Below are 15,132 nucleotides of genomic sequence, written 5' to 3' on the forward strand. Positions count from 1 at the left end.
GGGTTATTAATGTGTAATCTACACACTAGTTACTTCCAGCTCGTCTTGATGAGGGCGTATTATAGACGCTTTAAATCCTGTGTCAAGAGGTAATTTCTATTTAGTTTGAAGTAAATGTCTCATCACTCATTCTAAACAGCCTTCCCTTTCAACTAGGGCGCATTATACGGGGTTTTAAGACTGGGTCAAGGGGTTTGATAGACTTATCTCATCTAAATAGAATCAGTTTATATATTTTAGACTATTATTTTAAACATTTGAGCTAGCGCACTGAGAGTATTGTATGTACAAAACATTGCTATCAAATGGCTAGTAGGACGATATAAGCCTTATAGGAATTAAACAAAGCCAATTCAGAACTGGCTTTGCTTAATATTTAGATTAGAGAGGTATTGATTGATTTAGTCGTCTATTTACCAGCCAAAACCTACACCTACCCCTGCAGATGATTCATCGTCACTAAAGGCACCACTAAAGGTCAATGACGTGTTATCAGAAACTACACGCTGATAACCGATAGCTACTGCTTGCTCGCCTCCTTGAAAGCCCATACCTAGACCTATGCGATTGCGCTGATTCATTCCACTCACACTAGTGCCCATGTTTTGAATAGCAGCGCTCATCGCTCCGACTTTATCGATACGCTGATCTTGCTCTTTGAAGCGTGAATCCACATCGCCCCTAAATGAGTTTAAGTTCTGATCGATTGTTGCAAAACGCTGATTGGTATAGTCATTAGCAGTATCTAAAGTTTGACTATCGCCCGCTTGGCTCTGTGCTAGATTGACTGCGTCATGGGAGTCAACACCAGCGGCAACATTGGTAATTCGGCGCTGGTTAGCCGCGCTACCCACCGATACGGTGTTATCAGCACTGGTCTGTGATCCTGCGCCTAACGCGACAGAGTTATCATTAGTCACACTGCTATTAGCACCGATAGCCACTGCATTGGCTGCTTGGACGTTCACCGACTCACCGATAGCAACGGAGTTTGAGGCATTAGTCTCCTTCGCAAAAGTTGGTGAGCCATTGGTATCAACTGTTGCCGCTGTAGCACCCACTGTTGCGTTGCTACCTAGTACTACTGAGTTACTGGTAGTATCACCAATGATGTTGTCGTTACCAACTGCATAATTGGCGTTACCACCAACAATATTAGGATCTCCAAACGCACCTGATCGATCACCTGAAACGATGTTGCCATTACCCACGCTGGTAGATTGATCGCCAGTCACTGTATTATTAGTGCCCATAGCGATGCTGTCCTTACCTTTAGATTGAGCGTTAACCCCAATTGCTATCGCACCGTCAGCAGTAGCGCCATTACCGTTATAATTACCTGCATCTTCACTGTCACTAGAGCCATTAACGCTAAAGAATCGAGCTTGGCTGTCTTCGATTTTACTTTCTAATTCAATTTTAGCTTCTTCGCTAATACCTGAATCACCTTTGTCTCCTTTAGCGCCGTCGATACCATCCTGACCTGTTAGTCCTTGAGCACCATCAACACCGTCTTTACCGTTAGTGCCATCAGCTCCATCTTGACCATTAATGCCGTCTACGCCATTAGTACCATCCTGACCGTTGATCCCATCAACACCATTAGTGCCGTTTAAACCATCTGTTCCGTTTTGACCTGCTGGACCTTGAGCTCCATCAGCACCATCTTGACCATTAATGCCGTCTACGCCATTAGTACCATCAGCACCATTAATGCCGTCTACGCCATTAGTACCATCAACCCCATTCTGACCGTCAATACCGTTTGTTCCATTGATGCCGTCAGATCCTGCTGGACCAGTTGGACCCTGTGCGCCAATTTCACCTTGATCGCCTTTAGGTCCAGGTGTTAGCTCAATCGCATTTATCTGTGTTTGCAAATCTGTCAACTTGCCATCAACTGCGGTAAATGCTGAACCGACATCACTGTAGTCAGTGTTATTGATACGATATTTGGGTGCTTGAAATACACCCATGCTGTTAAGCTGCGCGCCCCCACCCAAAGCAGCTGCTACATTGCCGAAATAAGAGATACCTGTTGTTTCTAACCTTTTTAACTGAGCAATATTAACGGCATCAGTATCAGATGTCCCTGCCGCTACGCCAGTGATTTGGCGAGTTTGCCATTGGCTAGAGCTGGCATTGCTGGTATCACCAACACTAACGGCACCAAGAGTTGATTGCCAAATAGGGCTAGTATCGCCATTAGCTGAATAACCTGCCGCGCCAGTTACGGTAGTCGTTTTACTTTTCGATCCTAAGGCAATGCTGTCACGCTTATCAGCCACTGCGTTAGTACCGAGCGCAACTGCTCGGATACCACTCGCCGTAGCACCGATGCCTAGAGCTTCGTAGTCACTCTGTGCAAACTCAAAAATTTGACCGCCAGTACCATCATCTTTAAAACGTCGACCATCATTATTAGTCTGAATGGGGGTAGTAGCCGCAGTAAAGTCCGCTTGCACAGTAGCACCTTCAACAGCAGCTACTGCAAATGTACTGCCACTACCGAGTGCAGTAGCCCCACTAGCATCGGCTCTACTATAACCACCTAATGCTGAGCTGGCATAGCCTGACGCTATATTGCTATAACCCACTGCTGAGCTATTGTTACCTGTGGCTTGGTTAAGGTAACCTGATGCTGAACTATTAAGACCTGAGGCAAAGTTGGCACGACCCATCGCTGAGCTGTCACTGCCTAAAGATCTGTTTCCCGTACCCAACGCTGAGCTATTATTAGATGAAGATTGGTTAGCTACACCTATCGCTGTGCTAGCAATACCAGAAGCTGTGTTAATACGACCCACTGCTGCGCTTTCATTAACTGAAGCATTATTGCCACGACCTATTGCTGAACTGTCATTACCCGAAGCAGTATTATCGTTACCCAATGCTGAGCTACGTTCACCAGAGGCCTCATTGCTATAACCCACTGCTGAGCTATTCAGCTTTGAGGCTAGGTTTAGACTACCTATTGCAGTACTACGGTCCTCAACAGTCGAGTTGTCGCTACCTATTGCCAAGCTATATTGACCTCCAGAGGTATTAATATAACCTACTGCTGAGCTAAATCGACCAGAGGCTATGTTCCTATGCCCTGCTCCTAAAGCCATTTGCCCATCCACTGTGTTGCTAGAACCTACCGCCGTACTATAAGTGTTATCTACGCTGTTTAGTATACCTAATGCAGAACTTCCTAGCTTATCAGCGCTATTTTGCGATCCTATAGCAGAACTAGCAATCCCTAAAGCTCTATTACCAGAACCTATCGCTGAACTATTTTCACCAGAGGCAGTATTAGTGTTGCCTACCGCTGAGCTATATAGACTTGATGCTTCATTTCTATGGCCCATTGCTGAGCTAAAAGCATTTGAAGCGGTATTGACATAACCTATTGCTGTTGCATTAGTATTCAAAGCTCTATTTTGGAAACCTACTGCTGAGCTGGATAAACCTGAAGCGGTATTGACGTAACCTATTGCTGTTGAATTGGCATTCAAAGCTTGGTTTTGAATACCACAAGCTATAGATGTATTTTGTGGAGCGACACTTCCATTTGGTCCACTGAACTGCGTTAAGCACACTTCCGCTTGACTACTCATCGCTGTCAATCCTAGCACTGAGCCAATTGCAACAGCAATGGCATGGCGACGTAGCGATGCGCCTGTTTTGCTAGTTGGCACAGTACCAACTTGACCTGATGTGTTGCTAGATTTTCCACCCGACTTACTGATTTCACTAACGGCGGTATAGCAACCCGTAGAACGATTAAAAACAACGCGGTAAACATGGTTTAACATGAAAGTATCCTAAGTGTATGTAGCATTACTGGTAAGGTATTTGATTATATTGTCGTAAAAAAAGAGCTGTGTTTTGTTGTAGCAAATAAACAACGGATGAGCTGTTCTACTAAAATTACGTACAGCCATTTCTGTCTTACTACCTAGCAATCTTGATTTTTCAAAATGAGGATAAAAATCAGTAGTTTCAAAGAAAAATAATGTATAAATTTGTAAAATTACATTTCTAGTGTATCAAAAATATTTATAATTTGTAAATAATAAATATGATATTACGGATAAACGGCAGATAAGATGTGAACTATTAAAGAACAGCTCATAATAGATTTATAAATAGCTGAGTAGCCCGAGAGCCTGTACTCAAAAATAAGCTGTCCTAGCACCAAATAAAAGCCATAAAAAAACCGCTTATTAAAAATAAGCGGTTTTTTTATGGCTTTATCTTACACTTTTAACTATTGTGAGGAATACAGCAGAATGTTTCAGTCATATTAACGCCAAGCCTTGGCTTTCAACGTCGTGAATATACCCGACAACGCATAAATAATACCAATCGCTAAAATACCAACAGGGATGTCATAAAGCACAATACTCATGACTAGTACCCCAATGATAAGAACCACAAAAGGTACTTTCTTTTTGTCAAATTCCTTAAAACTGTAGTATTTAACATTACTGACCATCAGTAAACCGCAAATAACGACCCAAGCCGCGAACAAGAACATGACAAGTGTATCGTACTGTCCTATCCACTGGTTATGGTCTATTGCTACCATAACAGCTGCGGTGACCAAAATTGCAGCAAGTGGACTTGCTAAACCAACAAAGTATTTTTTGTCGACAGTACCAACCTGCACATTAAACCGTGCCAAGCGGAAAGCACCACAAGCCGTGAATACAAAGGCACAGCCAAGACCTATACGACCCAAGGGCTGTAGCGCAAAACTATAAATCAAGATGGCAGGTGCAACGCCAAACGCTAGCATATCGGCTAAAGAATCATACTGCTCCCCAAACGGACTTTGGGCATTGAGCATGCGTGCGACGCGACCATCAGCCCCGTCAAGAATTGCGGATAAAAAGATGGCTAAAGAGGCTTTGTAAAACTCACCTTGCGTACTCACCAAAATCGAGTAAAAGCCTGACAATAGTGACAAAGTAGTGATCAAATTGGGCGCTAAATACACACCGCGACTGACCACACGTTTCCCTTCAGCAACTTCTGCCTCAATCACCTCAAAGGTCAAGCCATCGTAGCTATCATTATCCGCTAAGCGGATATTAAACTCATGCTCATCAACAAAAGGTGGCTGGGTGGCTGCATTATCTTGCAACAAACCATCGTTTTGAGGCGCATTGTTTGGTTGGCCGGTAGGTGGTTGCACGTTTGTCATCTTAATATCCTTATTGGCCGACATTGCTATTCGTTTACTAACACCCTTATTTACTGACGTCATTATTCGCCGACGAGCCAGCGCACATTGGTCGCACTATCAGGCGTTAAGTCTGGGGCATTGGCAACTTTTAGTACTGGCTGCAAGAAACGTAGAATTTCACGCGCATGGTTATCGAACTGCCATGGCGGATTGATAATCAGCATTCCTGTGCCGTTAAGACCCACGGCGATATCGTTAGGATAAATATTTAGCTCACAAACCAACTGACGTCTCATTTCAGTACGTTTTAGCTTTTTATAGAACAGCTCTACCGCCTCAATGTTTTTGATCGGGAACCATAACGCATATGTGCCTTGTGGCCACTTATTATAAGAGTGCACCAATAGATCGATCAGGCGAGTAAAATCTTTGTGTTCTTGCTCGTAAGGAGGGTCCAAAAATATGAGACCACGACGTTCTTGTGGTGGAATAACGGCACGAATACCTTCAAACGCATCACGATGATGAATGCCGATTGGCAGTTTATGTAGCTGATAGTTAAGCGCATCGTACTCACTGGCTTTGGCTTCAAACGCTTCGCCGCGCACGCCTGCATCTGGATTTTTTTCGATATGATGCGCAATCCACCAAGGCGAACCAGGATAGACTTTTTTGTCATAAGTGAAACGGGCTTGCTTGATACCTTCTATATAGTCTTTGACAGCAGGCGGTGCTTTTTCGACATCGGCTTTTACTAAAGATTGGATACCACCTTTAGCTTCTCCTGTCTTGCGCGCCTCTTCACTGGCAAGTGAATACAATCCACGACCGCCATAAGCATCAAGCACATAAAAAGGTTTGTTTTTTTGCCCCAGCTGGTTGAGTAATTGTACCAATAAAATGTGTTTGACCACATCAGCAAAGTTACCAGCGTGGTAGGCGTGTTTATAGTTCATAAGTTCAAAAGTTTAAATAAGAAAAATTGCATCTATGGTAGCATAGGCAGAGTAAAAGATAACGATGGTTTTGGTAAAAAGGCATCGATTGGCTGTGTATTGTCAGCTAATTGAGTGTTTATTGATAACGGCGAGACGAAATGACGAAGATTACTAGCAATCTTGAGGTGACACAATTGGTTGTCGATCAGCCAATTGGTCAGGATAATCCGCCTCTGCTGTTTGTCCCAAGTGAAGACTATAGCCATGAGCCGCCAACTCAACACGTCCTGCAAACATCTGACTTTGACGTTGATTGGGAAAACAAGCTAACAGATACGCAGTTTGATAAGTTTGTAGAGGATGGCTGGCTAATCATTGATGATGTCTTTGACAGTACTGCATTATTAGCGCTACAAGCGGAAAGTGGTTTTATTGACTATCGTGATGCAGAGCTGACTGCTGGCATTCGCCTCAGTGATATCCGTGGTGATAAAATCCGCTGGATCACGGAAAATTTCTTTGCTGGTTATTATTATTTGCAAAGTATCAATACACTTGCCGCTTTGTTCAATCGCAGTTTGTTTGCTGGTATTCGTCATAGTGAAGCGCATTATGCTTGCTATCCAGTTGGTTTTGGCTATCAATGGCACAGTGACAATCCGGCTGGTCGTGACGAACGTGTTATTTCGGCCGTGTTTTATCTCAATGATGAATGGGCATCAACTGACGGCGGCGCACTAGAAATCGTCGATACACATGGCATTCATCATAACGTCATGCCTGTCGCCAACAGATTGATCATATTTGCCAGCGATCTACAGCATCAAGTACAAATCGCTCATCGCCAACGCTACTCTATTGCGACTTGGTTAAGGCGCGATGATGCTATAGTCTTGATTGCGCCACTATGAGCGTAAATTTGATACTAGCTATTATTTGAAATAAGCCTTGTTAACTAAGGATAATGACAATGCATAGGGCCTTGTTTAGAAACTTTCTCTTAATTATTATATTCCCTCTGGTTGTGAGCTGTGAGACGCTTAATCATCAAGCTCCTACTCAACAACACAATGAGTTCTTTTTTACCTATTATTTGCCGAAGTCCACTCCTGAAAAACCTATAATAATTAATCCGACCGCTATTACTACTGAATTCAAATATGAGGATGGATGTCTACTTGCATTTGATGGAAGTAAATGGATGACACCTGTATTTCCCGAAGGACATGCAGCTTTTGATAGTCATAATAAGACTTTAAAACTACTAGGAACAAGTTATAAAATGGGTGATGTCATTTCTGCGGGTGGCTATGTGAGTGCTTACAATAGTGACAAAGTTAAAAATTATAGTAATACGCTAGCCGAAAAGTGTATTACAGAGTATCTAGCAATATATTACGGTGATTATGAGAAAATTTACTTGGATAAAAATTAAAGTTATTTTGAGCATCATAATTGATAAACATCAGCATTAGATAAATCTTATAAAAATAAGCCAGATTTTATCACAAGAAATATTAAATCAACTTATCTAGGAATGTCATGAGTTCAGAAAATAATAGTAAAACCCATCAGCAAGAAACTCTAGATTTAAGTATTGCGTTATTGGAACGACCTTCCGTCACCCCAGATGATGATGGCTGCCAAGATATGTTGTCAGAACGATTAGCGCAAGCGGGGTTTGACTGCGAGTTTATGTATTTTGGCGATAGAGATAAGACTGGCGAGCATGCTGAAGTCAAAAACTTATGGGCGCGCCGTGGCACAGCCGATCCAGTTATTTGTTTTGCTGGGCATACCGATGTCGTACCAACAGGCGATGAAAACAATTGGACTTATCCACCATTTACGCCAACTATCGCTGACGGTTATCTATGGGCGCGCGGTGCTGCTGACATGAAAACAGGGATTGCCGCCTTTACTGTCGCAGCCGAGCGTTTCGTTGCTAATCATCCTAAGCATAAAGGCTCTATTGCTTTTTTAATCACCTCAGATGAAGAAGGCCCATCAATTAACGGCACCGTCAAAGTCATTGAAACCTTAGAAGCACGTCAAGAAAAAATCACCTATTGCTTGGTTGGCGAGCCATCAAGCACCGATACGTTGGGTGATATTATCAAAAACGGTCGCCGTGGCTCATTGGGTGCGGTGCTAACTGTCACTGGTAAGCAAGGTCATGTCGCTTATCCGCATCTCGCGTCCAATCCCATCCATGCCGCTATGTCAGCATTAGCAGAACTGACAAACGCCACTTGGGATAACGGCAATGACTACTTCCCTGCGACGTCTCTACAAATTTCTAATATAAATAGTGGCACAGGCGCGACTAACGTCATTCCTGAGACACTTAAAGTCGTGTTCAACTTCCGCTTTTCAACGGAAACGACCGAAGATGAGTTAAAGGCGAAAACGCACGCCATTTTTGATAAGTATTTTACGGATAGCCAGATTTTAGAGAATAAGGCCAGTTATGATATCCATTGGAAATTGTCAGGTCAGCCATTTTTGACCCCAGAAGGTAAGCTAGTGTCTGCTTGCCAGCGTGCGATTAAAGCAGTGACCGATGTTGATACTACGTTATCTACGTCTGGCGGCACATCAGATGGACGCTTCATTGCGCCAACGGGTGCACAAGTGGTTGAGCTTGGCGTGCGTAATGCCACGATTCACCAAGTTGATGAAAAAGTTGAAGTTGATGATTTAGGAAAGCTTGCGCAGATTTATGAGGGGATTTTAGAAAATTTACTACTGGACTAATTGTAGTTATTTAAAGTAAAAAAGCGCAATCTGATTTAGATTGGCGCTTTTTTATTTATGATTTTGATAGGCATTAATTCAATAACTTAAGTTAATTACTAACTGATAGCTTTTATCAATGCACTTTCATGTTTTTTGCAGCCAATTTTAGATAGAAACTGTCTTTTGGCGGCTTATAACACGAATAGCTTTATTCAATACCAATATAAAGATCTATTTGCCCAAACTCTAGATTACCACCGATATACTGCTCAAAATCGACCTGATAAGTTCTAGTATGCTCACAGCTTGGATCGTTAAAGTAAGTCCAAGCATTCTCCCAAGCGTTCATCACTGTATTAGGCATTCGACCTTGTTCAGAGAATACCAAGTATTTCCCTGCAGGAATGCTGACCGTTACTAAATTGCCAGCACTTTGCTGCTCTTGCTCACTGTCTACTTTCCAACTCGCTACGACATCAAAAGCGCCTACTAAATCATCACTCTCATAGTTATGAAAAACACCATAAATGTCTTCACCTTCAGAAAGCTGCTTCACATGGTTTTGGTAGAATTTTTGCCATAAACGACCCAATTTAGCAGTGTCATGGCTGATTTCAGCGTTATTAGTGGTACGAGCACTGATGCCTTTGCAAACTATCGCTTCAGATAGCTCTTTAATTTGTGAAGTCATGATAGCACCTGTCCTGTATATTTAGTCGATTTTTTATTTGAAATAGTACGTAGATTATAGTTAGTTGCTTATAGAGTACGTAACTTATAGTTAGTAGCAAAGTTACTCTAATCCGCTTCATCAATCCAGTTCATTTGAATGGCTTCTAAGATGCCTTCATTTGATTTTTGTGGATCATCATCAAAGCCTTCAAGCTCGGTCACCCAACGATGCAAATCTGTAAAACGTATGTACTGTGGATCGGTCTCTGGAAATTTTTCATAAAGCTCGATAGCGATATCTAAGCTGTCTGTCCATTTTAGTTTTTGTGGAATCATAATGGTACCTTCTTTTTTAATTTTAAGAAAAAATGTTATCGCTTTAATAGCCCCCATCCTACCAAAATTCGTCTTATGATTATAGGCAAGTTCGTTAAGCTGTCTCTGTTGCTTCAGCTGGCTCAGCAGATTTGGTAGACTTAACTGCTACTTGGTGTTCATTCCACGTGGTAATCGTATCCGTCATCTGCTCGCCTGTCATATCCAATACCTTTGGTGTACGCATACCGTTATCGTCTGTAAAAACAAACTTAGTCATGCCGACGCCCATTAGCTGGTTTTTTACAAAGAAGCGATGCTCAAAATATACATATTTGTGATCCCATCCTGCGACCGCACTACTGAGCGTCATTTTGTCCAAAAACTTAATTTGCTTAAGATAAATCATCTCTTGCATGGCGATGACCCAGTTTAGGGGCTTAATACCTTTTTGATGACAGTGCTTCATTACCCATCGCGTAATGTTTAGCTCAATAAAAGATAGGTAACGGTAGTTAGGTAGATGGTCGCGAAAACCCATATCATGTGGCAATATTCGATAATGGCGAACTGTCGGTGCAGTCAATGTCTCTATACTGAGCGTCTCACTCACTGATTGTTGCTTAAGTTGTTGTTTTAGCAAACTAACCATAATAAAAAAACGTATCAACATATTCATAAATAACCTTCTTAACTCTTATTTTGTATAAACTTATTTGATGTAAACAATGATTGAATATAAGCGAGGCGTACCTTAACGCAAAAAAAGCCACCTCAGTGACTTTTTTATTTAAAAGCTTATATTTAGAAGTAAATATTTAACCGCTTACTCTAAAGATTAATGAGCGCCATTGATACTACGTACCATCTCTTCTACCATCTTTTTCGCATCGCCAAAAATCATCATGGTTTTGTCCATGTAGAACAAGCTATTATCAAGTCCTGCATAACCCGTACTCATCGAACGCTTGATAACCATGACTGTTTGCGCTTTGCTGACTTCTAAGATTGGCATACCAAAGATTGGTGAAGTCGGATCATCTTTTGCAGATGGGTTGACCACGTCATTGGCACCGATCACTAAGACCACATCCGTACTAGCGAAGTCTGAGTTAATCTCATCCATCTCAAGAATATCGTCATACGGCACATCTGCTTCAGCCAATAGGACGTTCATGTGTCCAGGCATACGACCAGCAACTGGATGAATGGCAAAACGAACGTTAACGCCTTCTTCTTTTAACAGCTCATACAGCTCTTTTACTGCATTCTGCGCGCGACCTTGCGCCATACCATAACCTGGTACGATCACAACGTTGCTGGCATTGGCCATCAAGAAGCCTGCATCTTCTGCTGAACCAGCCTTGTAGTTCTTTGGCGCGCCATCGTCTCCGCCTGCTGCCACAGCTGACGTGCCCATACCACCGAACAGTACGTTGAGTAATGAGCGGTTCATAGCTTTACACATGATATAAGACAGAATCGCACCTGATGAGCCGACCAGCGAACCTGCGATAATAAGCATTGAGTTGCCGAGGGTAAAACCAATACCCGCTGCTGCCCAACCTGAGAATGAGTTCAATAGTGATACAACCACTGGCATATCGCCGCCACCGATTGGTGCAATCCACATCCAACCAAAGATGACCGCAATCACTGCCATTGCATAAAAGGCAGGTAATGAATCAGTGACGAAATACATGCCGCCAAACCCGATCATCGCAATAAACAGTAGCGCTTGGACAGGTTTGACCCATCCTCCGACCAATGTTTTGGCCCAGCTCTTCGCCGCCAATTTACCGAAAGCAAATACTGACGCTGAGAAAGTAATCGCACCGATAAAGCAACCGATGAACAATTCGACACGAGCAACCGCGCCATGCTGCTGCTCAGTATGCAATACGGTTGCCAAGGCAATCGCAACTGCTGCCAAACCGACGAAAGAATGCATCAAGGCAACGGTTTCTGGCATTTGGGTCATCGCGACCGTTTTTGCCTTCCACATACCGACGACCGCACCCAATACCATGGCACCAATAATCAACCAAAGAACAGGGCCTTCTGCTAAGAAGAAAGTGGTCACAACAGCAATCGCCATCGCCGCCATACCAAAGCGGTTGCCGCGAATAGCCGTTTTTGGACTAGATAAACCACGTAGGGTTAAAACGAAAAGAATAGCGCCGACTAGGTAAAACCAATCCGCATTTGCCGCAATCATTGTTGAAAAATCATTCATGCGTTGCCTCCATTTTCAGTCGTCCCAGTTTCAAGAGCGGGTGCTTTTTTCACTTTGGGTTTAAACATCGCAAGCATACGCTCAGTCACGGCAAAACCACCAAAGATGTTGACACTGGCTAGAAATACCGCAAAGGCACCCAGCAAGCTGGTTGGTGTAAATATAGAGCCATCAATCGTGACGGTCTGTAGCATCGCACCAACGATGACAATACTTGATAATGCGTTGGTGACGGCCATCAATGGTGTGTGTAGTGCAGGCGTAACGCCCCAAACCACGTAGTATCCGACAAAAATAGCGAGCACAAATACAGTGAAAATCGCTACAAATGGTGTACTACTCATGGCGGCACCGGCTGGCGCGGCAGCTAAAATAGTGGCAATCATCTTATCCTCCTAAAAATTTATTCGTTACTGGCAAATGTATGGTGACAACGTTAGTAGTAACAATGTTGTGATGACAGGCTGTAAAAACTTAGCCAGTCAAACTAGCGTTTGGCCAGTCGTACCTGACTGTCATGTGTCACCGCCAGTGCGCCCTGAATCTCGTCTTCCATGTCTAAGTTAAGTGCCAAGTTAGCTGATGCGTCACCTGCTGAAGCGTCATCGCCAGCAGGCGCAATTAAGGTTGTGATAAAGTTAACCAAGTTGTTGGCATACAAATCTGAAGACTGCGCCGCTAGCATCGATGGAATATTGGCGGCACCAACAATACGCACGCCATTGTCCGTAGTGATGGTTTCGTTAGGCACACTGCCTTCTACGTTGCCGCCCGTTCCAGCAGCCATATCGATCAGCACTGAGCCTGCCTTCATTTTGGCAAGCGTTGCCCCGTGCACCAAACGTGGTGCATTACGACCAGGAATCTGCGCCGTCGTAATCACGATATCGGCATTGCTTAACGCTTTGTCTACCACAGCGGCTTGGTCTTTGATATATTGCTCTGATGGTGTCCACGCATAGCCGCCTGTCGCTTTGGCTTTTTGCGCTTCTTCTTCACTCATCGGTACATCAAGCCATTTACCGCCTAGGGATTCAACTTGCTCTTTAGCAGCAGGACGTAGATCACTGGCTTCTACCACTGCGCCTAAACGCTTTGCCGTCGCAATGGCTTGTAAACCTGCAACCCCAACCCCTAAGATGACCACTTTGGCAGGCTTAACTGTACCCGCTGAGGTCATGAACATTGGAAAAGGACGTGAGTATTCATTCGCTGCCAGTAATACCGCTTTATAGCCGGCAAGGTTGGCTTGTGATGACAAGACATCCATATTCTGTGCGCGTGACAATGTGCGCGGCAATAACTCCATCGCAAAAGCAGTAGCGCCTTTGGCAGCATAAGCATCTAGCTGTGTATTACGATACGGGTCGAGCATCCCAACGACAATTTGACCTGTGGTCAAATGTTCTATCGCCGCAGCAGGTAAGTCATTGACCGTAGTAATAATTCGAGACTGTGTAATGACCTCGGCGCTACTACTGGCAATCTCGGCACCGGCAGCTTGATACATTTCATCAGCATAATATGCTGCTTGACCTGCACCTGACTGTATGACGACTTCAAACCCAAGCTTACGCAATTTTTTGACTGCGTCTGGGGTTATCGCTACGCGACTTTCGCTCGCGATATCTGCACTGATTACACCGATTTTCATACCGTCTCCTTACTTACGTCTTAATGACTACTTTTAATACCCTCAACGCACATTGAAAAAGCACAGGGGACAAAAAAACCTTTGGTCACTACTGGTTTAACATTAACGACCAAAGATTATCAATTTAATAAATGATAGCTGGTTTGCCATCATGCCTTTTTATTATAGAGATATCATCGGCTAACTTTCATTGACTAATGATGACCCACAAGTAAAATAAAAAGTTAGGCATTTACACCATCTGCATAACTTTTATTGTTATATTAAAAATTTTTATTTTTCAACTAACTTGTCAGCCCTTATGGTACATAGGCTAAGAGAATCAGTAACGACCTGTGACATAACTATAAACTACCAGTATACTGTTAAAAAATACAAAACCGCGACGAGTAAGTCAAGTTAAACCTGTGTATATCGTATAATGAGAAAGCTTGACACCTCAATAGGTCGGTCATTGATTTACTATGATAAGGAATAACGATGTATTTTGTACTCTCCCCTGCCAAATCTTTGAATGAAAAAGACACTGTGCCAGTCAATTTAGGCAACTACTATAGTCAGCCTGAGCTGATTGAGCACTCACAGGCACTGATGAAAATCCTGAAGTCAAAAGAGCCGATTGATTTGCAAGAGCTGATGAGCATCTCTGATGATTTGGCACAGCTGAATGCACAGCGTAATCAGGACTGGTCTTGGAGTGCTAATACTCACTTTACGGACAGTAATGCTAAGCCCGCAGGCTATTTGTTTGATGGAGATGTTTATACGGGTCTTGATATGTATCACATGGACAAAGACACCGCCATTTACGTCAATGAACATCTGGGTATTTTGTCCGGTCTTTATGGCGTGCTAAAGCCACTGGATTTTATTCAGCCGTATCGACTTGAGATGGGTACTAAGCTTAAAAATGAGCGTGGCGATAATTTATACGAGTTTTGGGGCGAAGAAATCACTGAGATTATTAATAAGCGCATGGCTGATAGCGATGACAAAGTTTTGGTTAACCTTGCTTCTAATGAATACTTTAAAGCGGTAAAGAAGAAAGCCTTGAATGCGGAGATTATCACGCCAAGATTTGAAGATGAAAAGAATGGCCACTATAAAGTCATTAGCTTCTATGCCAAAAAAGCGCGTGGACTAATGGTGAAATATGCGGCAGATAATAAGCTGACCAATGCTGAACAGCTAAAGCAATTTGATTTGGCTGGATACTACTATTGTGAAGATGCTTCTGATGATAAAACGTGGACGTTTAGACGGGATGAGGCGAGTCAGTAGCAGTAATACCTTCAATCAACCTCTGCCTGTGATTAATCTCTAATTGTAAGACCCTAATAAATATAAAGTCTATTAGGGTCTTATTTTATGTATATAGAGTAAGTGACTCATAAAGTATGGC

13 protein-coding genes are annotated in these 15,132 nt (G+C 43.0%); 4 read left to right on the forward strand and 9 right to left on the reverse strand.

The features are described 5' to 3' along the window. Positions 1-413: 413 nt before the first annotated feature. The 3 genes from IOD06_RS11455 to IOD06_RS11465 all read right to left on the reverse strand — a co-directional run bounded on the left by IOD06_RS11455 (position 414) and on the right by IOD06_RS11465 (position 6,132). Complete coding sequence (locus IOD06_RS11455) at positions 414-3,800, reverse strand: ESPR-type extended signal peptide-containing protein (RefSeq protein WP_194620999.1); 3,387 nt, start codon at positions 3,798-3,800, stop codon at positions 414-416. 491 nt (positions 3,801-4,291) lie between these two features. Further along, complete coding sequence (pssA, locus tag IOD06_RS11460) at positions 4,292-5,194, reverse strand: CDP-diacylglycerol--serine O-phosphatidyltransferase (RefSeq protein ID WP_227670035.1); 903 nt, start codon at positions 5,192-5,194, stop codon at positions 4,292-4,294. 62 nt (positions 5,195-5,256) lie between these two features. Next, positions 5,257-6,132 carry a 23S rRNA (adenine(2030)-N(6))-methyltransferase RlmJ gene (locus tag IOD06_RS11465; protein WP_010196880.1) on the reverse strand — a complete coding sequence of 292 codons (876 nt, stop codon included), beginning with the start codon at positions 6,130-6,132 and terminating at the stop codon, positions 5,257-5,259. Between the two features lie 140 nt (positions 6,133-6,272). Between IOD06_RS11465 and IOD06_RS11470 the strand changes: the two genes are divergently transcribed. From IOD06_RS11470 to dapE, 3 genes are all read left to right on the forward strand, one after another. Further along, positions 6,273-7,025, forward strand: coding sequence for a 2OG-Fe(II) oxygenase (locus IOD06_RS11470; RefSeq protein ID WP_194621000.1), 753 nt, complete (start codon positions 6,273-6,275; stop codon positions 7,023-7,025). 59 nt (positions 7,026-7,084) lie between these two features. Then, the gene (locus IOD06_RS11475; RefSeq protein WP_194621001.1) at positions 7,085-7,549 is read left to right on the forward strand and encodes a hypothetical protein; all 465 of its coding nucleotides are present in this window, start codon (positions 7,085-7,087) and stop codon (positions 7,547-7,549) included. Positions 7,550-7,656: 107 nt separating this feature from the next. Continuing rightward, a complete protein-coding gene (gene dapE, locus IOD06_RS11480; RefSeq protein WP_194621002.1) occupies positions 7,657-8,871 on the forward strand; it encodes a succinyl-diaminopimelate desuccinylase in 1,215 nt (404 codons plus the stop codon). Positions 8,872-9,061: 190 nt separating this feature from the next. Here the strand turns inward: dapE and IOD06_RS11485 are convergent, their stop codons facing one another. The 6 genes from IOD06_RS11485 to IOD06_RS11510 form a co-directional block, all read right to left on the reverse strand. Continuing rightward, positions 9,062-9,544 carry a GyrI-like domain-containing protein gene (locus IOD06_RS11485; protein WP_194621003.1) on the reverse strand — a complete coding sequence of 161 codons (483 nt, stop codon included), beginning with the start codon at positions 9,542-9,544 and terminating at the stop codon, positions 9,062-9,064. Positions 9,545-9,651: 107 nt separating this feature from the next. Then, positions 9,652-9,861, reverse strand: coding sequence for a Fe-S cluster assembly protein IscX (iscX, locus tag IOD06_RS11490; RefSeq protein WP_010196865.1), 210 nt, complete (start codon positions 9,859-9,861; stop codon positions 9,652-9,654). Between the two features lie 94 nt (positions 9,862-9,955). Further along, positions 9,956-10,519 (reverse strand): acyl-CoA thioesterase, encoded by a 564-nt coding sequence (locus IOD06_RS11495; protein WP_194621004.1) that lies wholly within the window; start codon positions 10,517-10,519, stop codon positions 9,956-9,958. A 159-nt stretch (positions 10,520-10,678) separates the two neighbouring features. Further along, entirely contained in the window at positions 10,679-12,058 is a 1,380-nt protein-coding gene (locus tag IOD06_RS11500) for an NAD(P)(+) transhydrogenase (Re/Si-specific) subunit beta (protein WP_189586389.1), read from the reverse strand. A gap of 14 nt (positions 12,059-12,072) precedes the next feature. Continuing rightward, positions 12,073-12,420 (reverse strand): proton-translocating transhydrogenase family protein, encoded by a 348-nt coding sequence (locus IOD06_RS11505; RefSeq protein WP_201574529.1) that lies wholly within the window; start codon positions 12,418-12,420, stop codon positions 12,073-12,075. A 143-nt stretch (positions 12,421-12,563) separates the two neighbouring features. After that, positions 12,564-13,730 carry an NAD(P) transhydrogenase subunit alpha gene (locus tag IOD06_RS11510; RefSeq protein ID WP_194621005.1) on the reverse strand — a complete coding sequence of 389 codons (1,167 nt, stop codon included), beginning with the start codon at positions 13,728-13,730 and terminating at the stop codon, positions 12,564-12,566. Between the two features lie 480 nt (positions 13,731-14,210). Between IOD06_RS11510 and yaaA the strand changes: the two genes are divergently transcribed. Continuing rightward, positions 14,211-15,011 (forward strand): peroxide stress protein YaaA, encoded by an 801-nt coding sequence (gene yaaA, locus IOD06_RS11515; RefSeq protein ID WP_189586344.1) that lies wholly within the window; start codon positions 14,211-14,213, stop codon positions 15,009-15,011. Positions 15,012-15,132: the final 121 nt, after the last annotated feature.

The organism is Psychrobacter sp. N25K4-3-2 (genome assembly GCF_015351755.1).
Lineage (GTDB): Bacteria > Pseudomonadota > Gammaproteobacteria > Pseudomonadales > Moraxellaceae > Psychrobacter > Psychrobacter glaciei.

What these genes read in the sequence shown, in the direction of transcription:
- IOD06_RS11500 (WP_189586389.1), bottom strand. Translation starts at nt 12,058, where the DNA reads ATGATTGCGGCAAATGCGGATTGGTTTTACCTAGTCGGCGCTATTCTT.
- IOD06_RS11465 (WP_010196880.1), bottom strand. Translation starts at nt 6,132, where the DNA reads ATGAACTATAAACACGCCTACCACGCTGGTAACTTTGCTGATGTGGTC.
- IOD06_RS11495 (WP_194621004.1), bottom strand. Translation starts at nt 10,519, where the DNA reads ATGAATATGTTGATACGTTTTTTTATTATGGTTAGTTTGCTAAAACAA.
- pssA (WP_227670035.1), bottom strand. Translation starts at nt 5,194, where the DNA reads ATGACAAACGTGCAACCACCTACCGGCCAACCAAACAATGCGCCTCAA.
- IOD06_RS11505 (WP_201574529.1), bottom strand. Translation starts at nt 12,420, where the DNA reads ATGAGTAGTACACCATTTGTAGCGATTTTCACTGTATTTGTGCTCGCT.
- dapE (WP_194621002.1), top strand. Translation starts at nt 7,657, where the DNA reads ATGAGTTCAGAAAATAATAGTAAAACCCATCAGCAAGAAACTCTAGAT.
- IOD06_RS11510 (WP_194621005.1), bottom strand. Translation starts at nt 13,730, where the DNA reads ATGAAAATCGGTGTAATCAGTGCAGATATCGCGAGCGAAAGTCGCGTA.
- yaaA (WP_189586344.1), top strand. Translation starts at nt 14,211, where the DNA reads ATGTATTTTGTACTCTCCCCTGCCAAATCTTTGAATGAAAAAGACACT.
- iscX (WP_010196865.1), bottom strand. Translation starts at nt 9,861, where the DNA reads ATGATTCCACAAAAACTAAAATGGACAGACAGCTTAGATATCGCTATC.
- IOD06_RS11455 (WP_194620999.1), bottom strand. Translation starts at nt 3,800, where the DNA reads ATGTTAAACCATGTTTACCGCGTTGTTTTTAATCGTTCTACGGGTTGC.
- IOD06_RS11475 (WP_194621001.1), top strand. Translation starts at nt 7,085, where the DNA reads ATGCATAGGGCCTTGTTTAGAAACTTTCTCTTAATTATTATATTCCCT.
- IOD06_RS11470 (WP_194621000.1), top strand. Translation starts at nt 6,273, where the DNA reads ATGACGAAGATTACTAGCAATCTTGAGGTGACACAATTGGTTGTCGAT.
- IOD06_RS11485 (WP_194621003.1), bottom strand. Translation starts at nt 9,544, where the DNA reads ATGACTTCACAAATTAAAGAGCTATCTGAAGCGATAGTTTGCAAAGGC.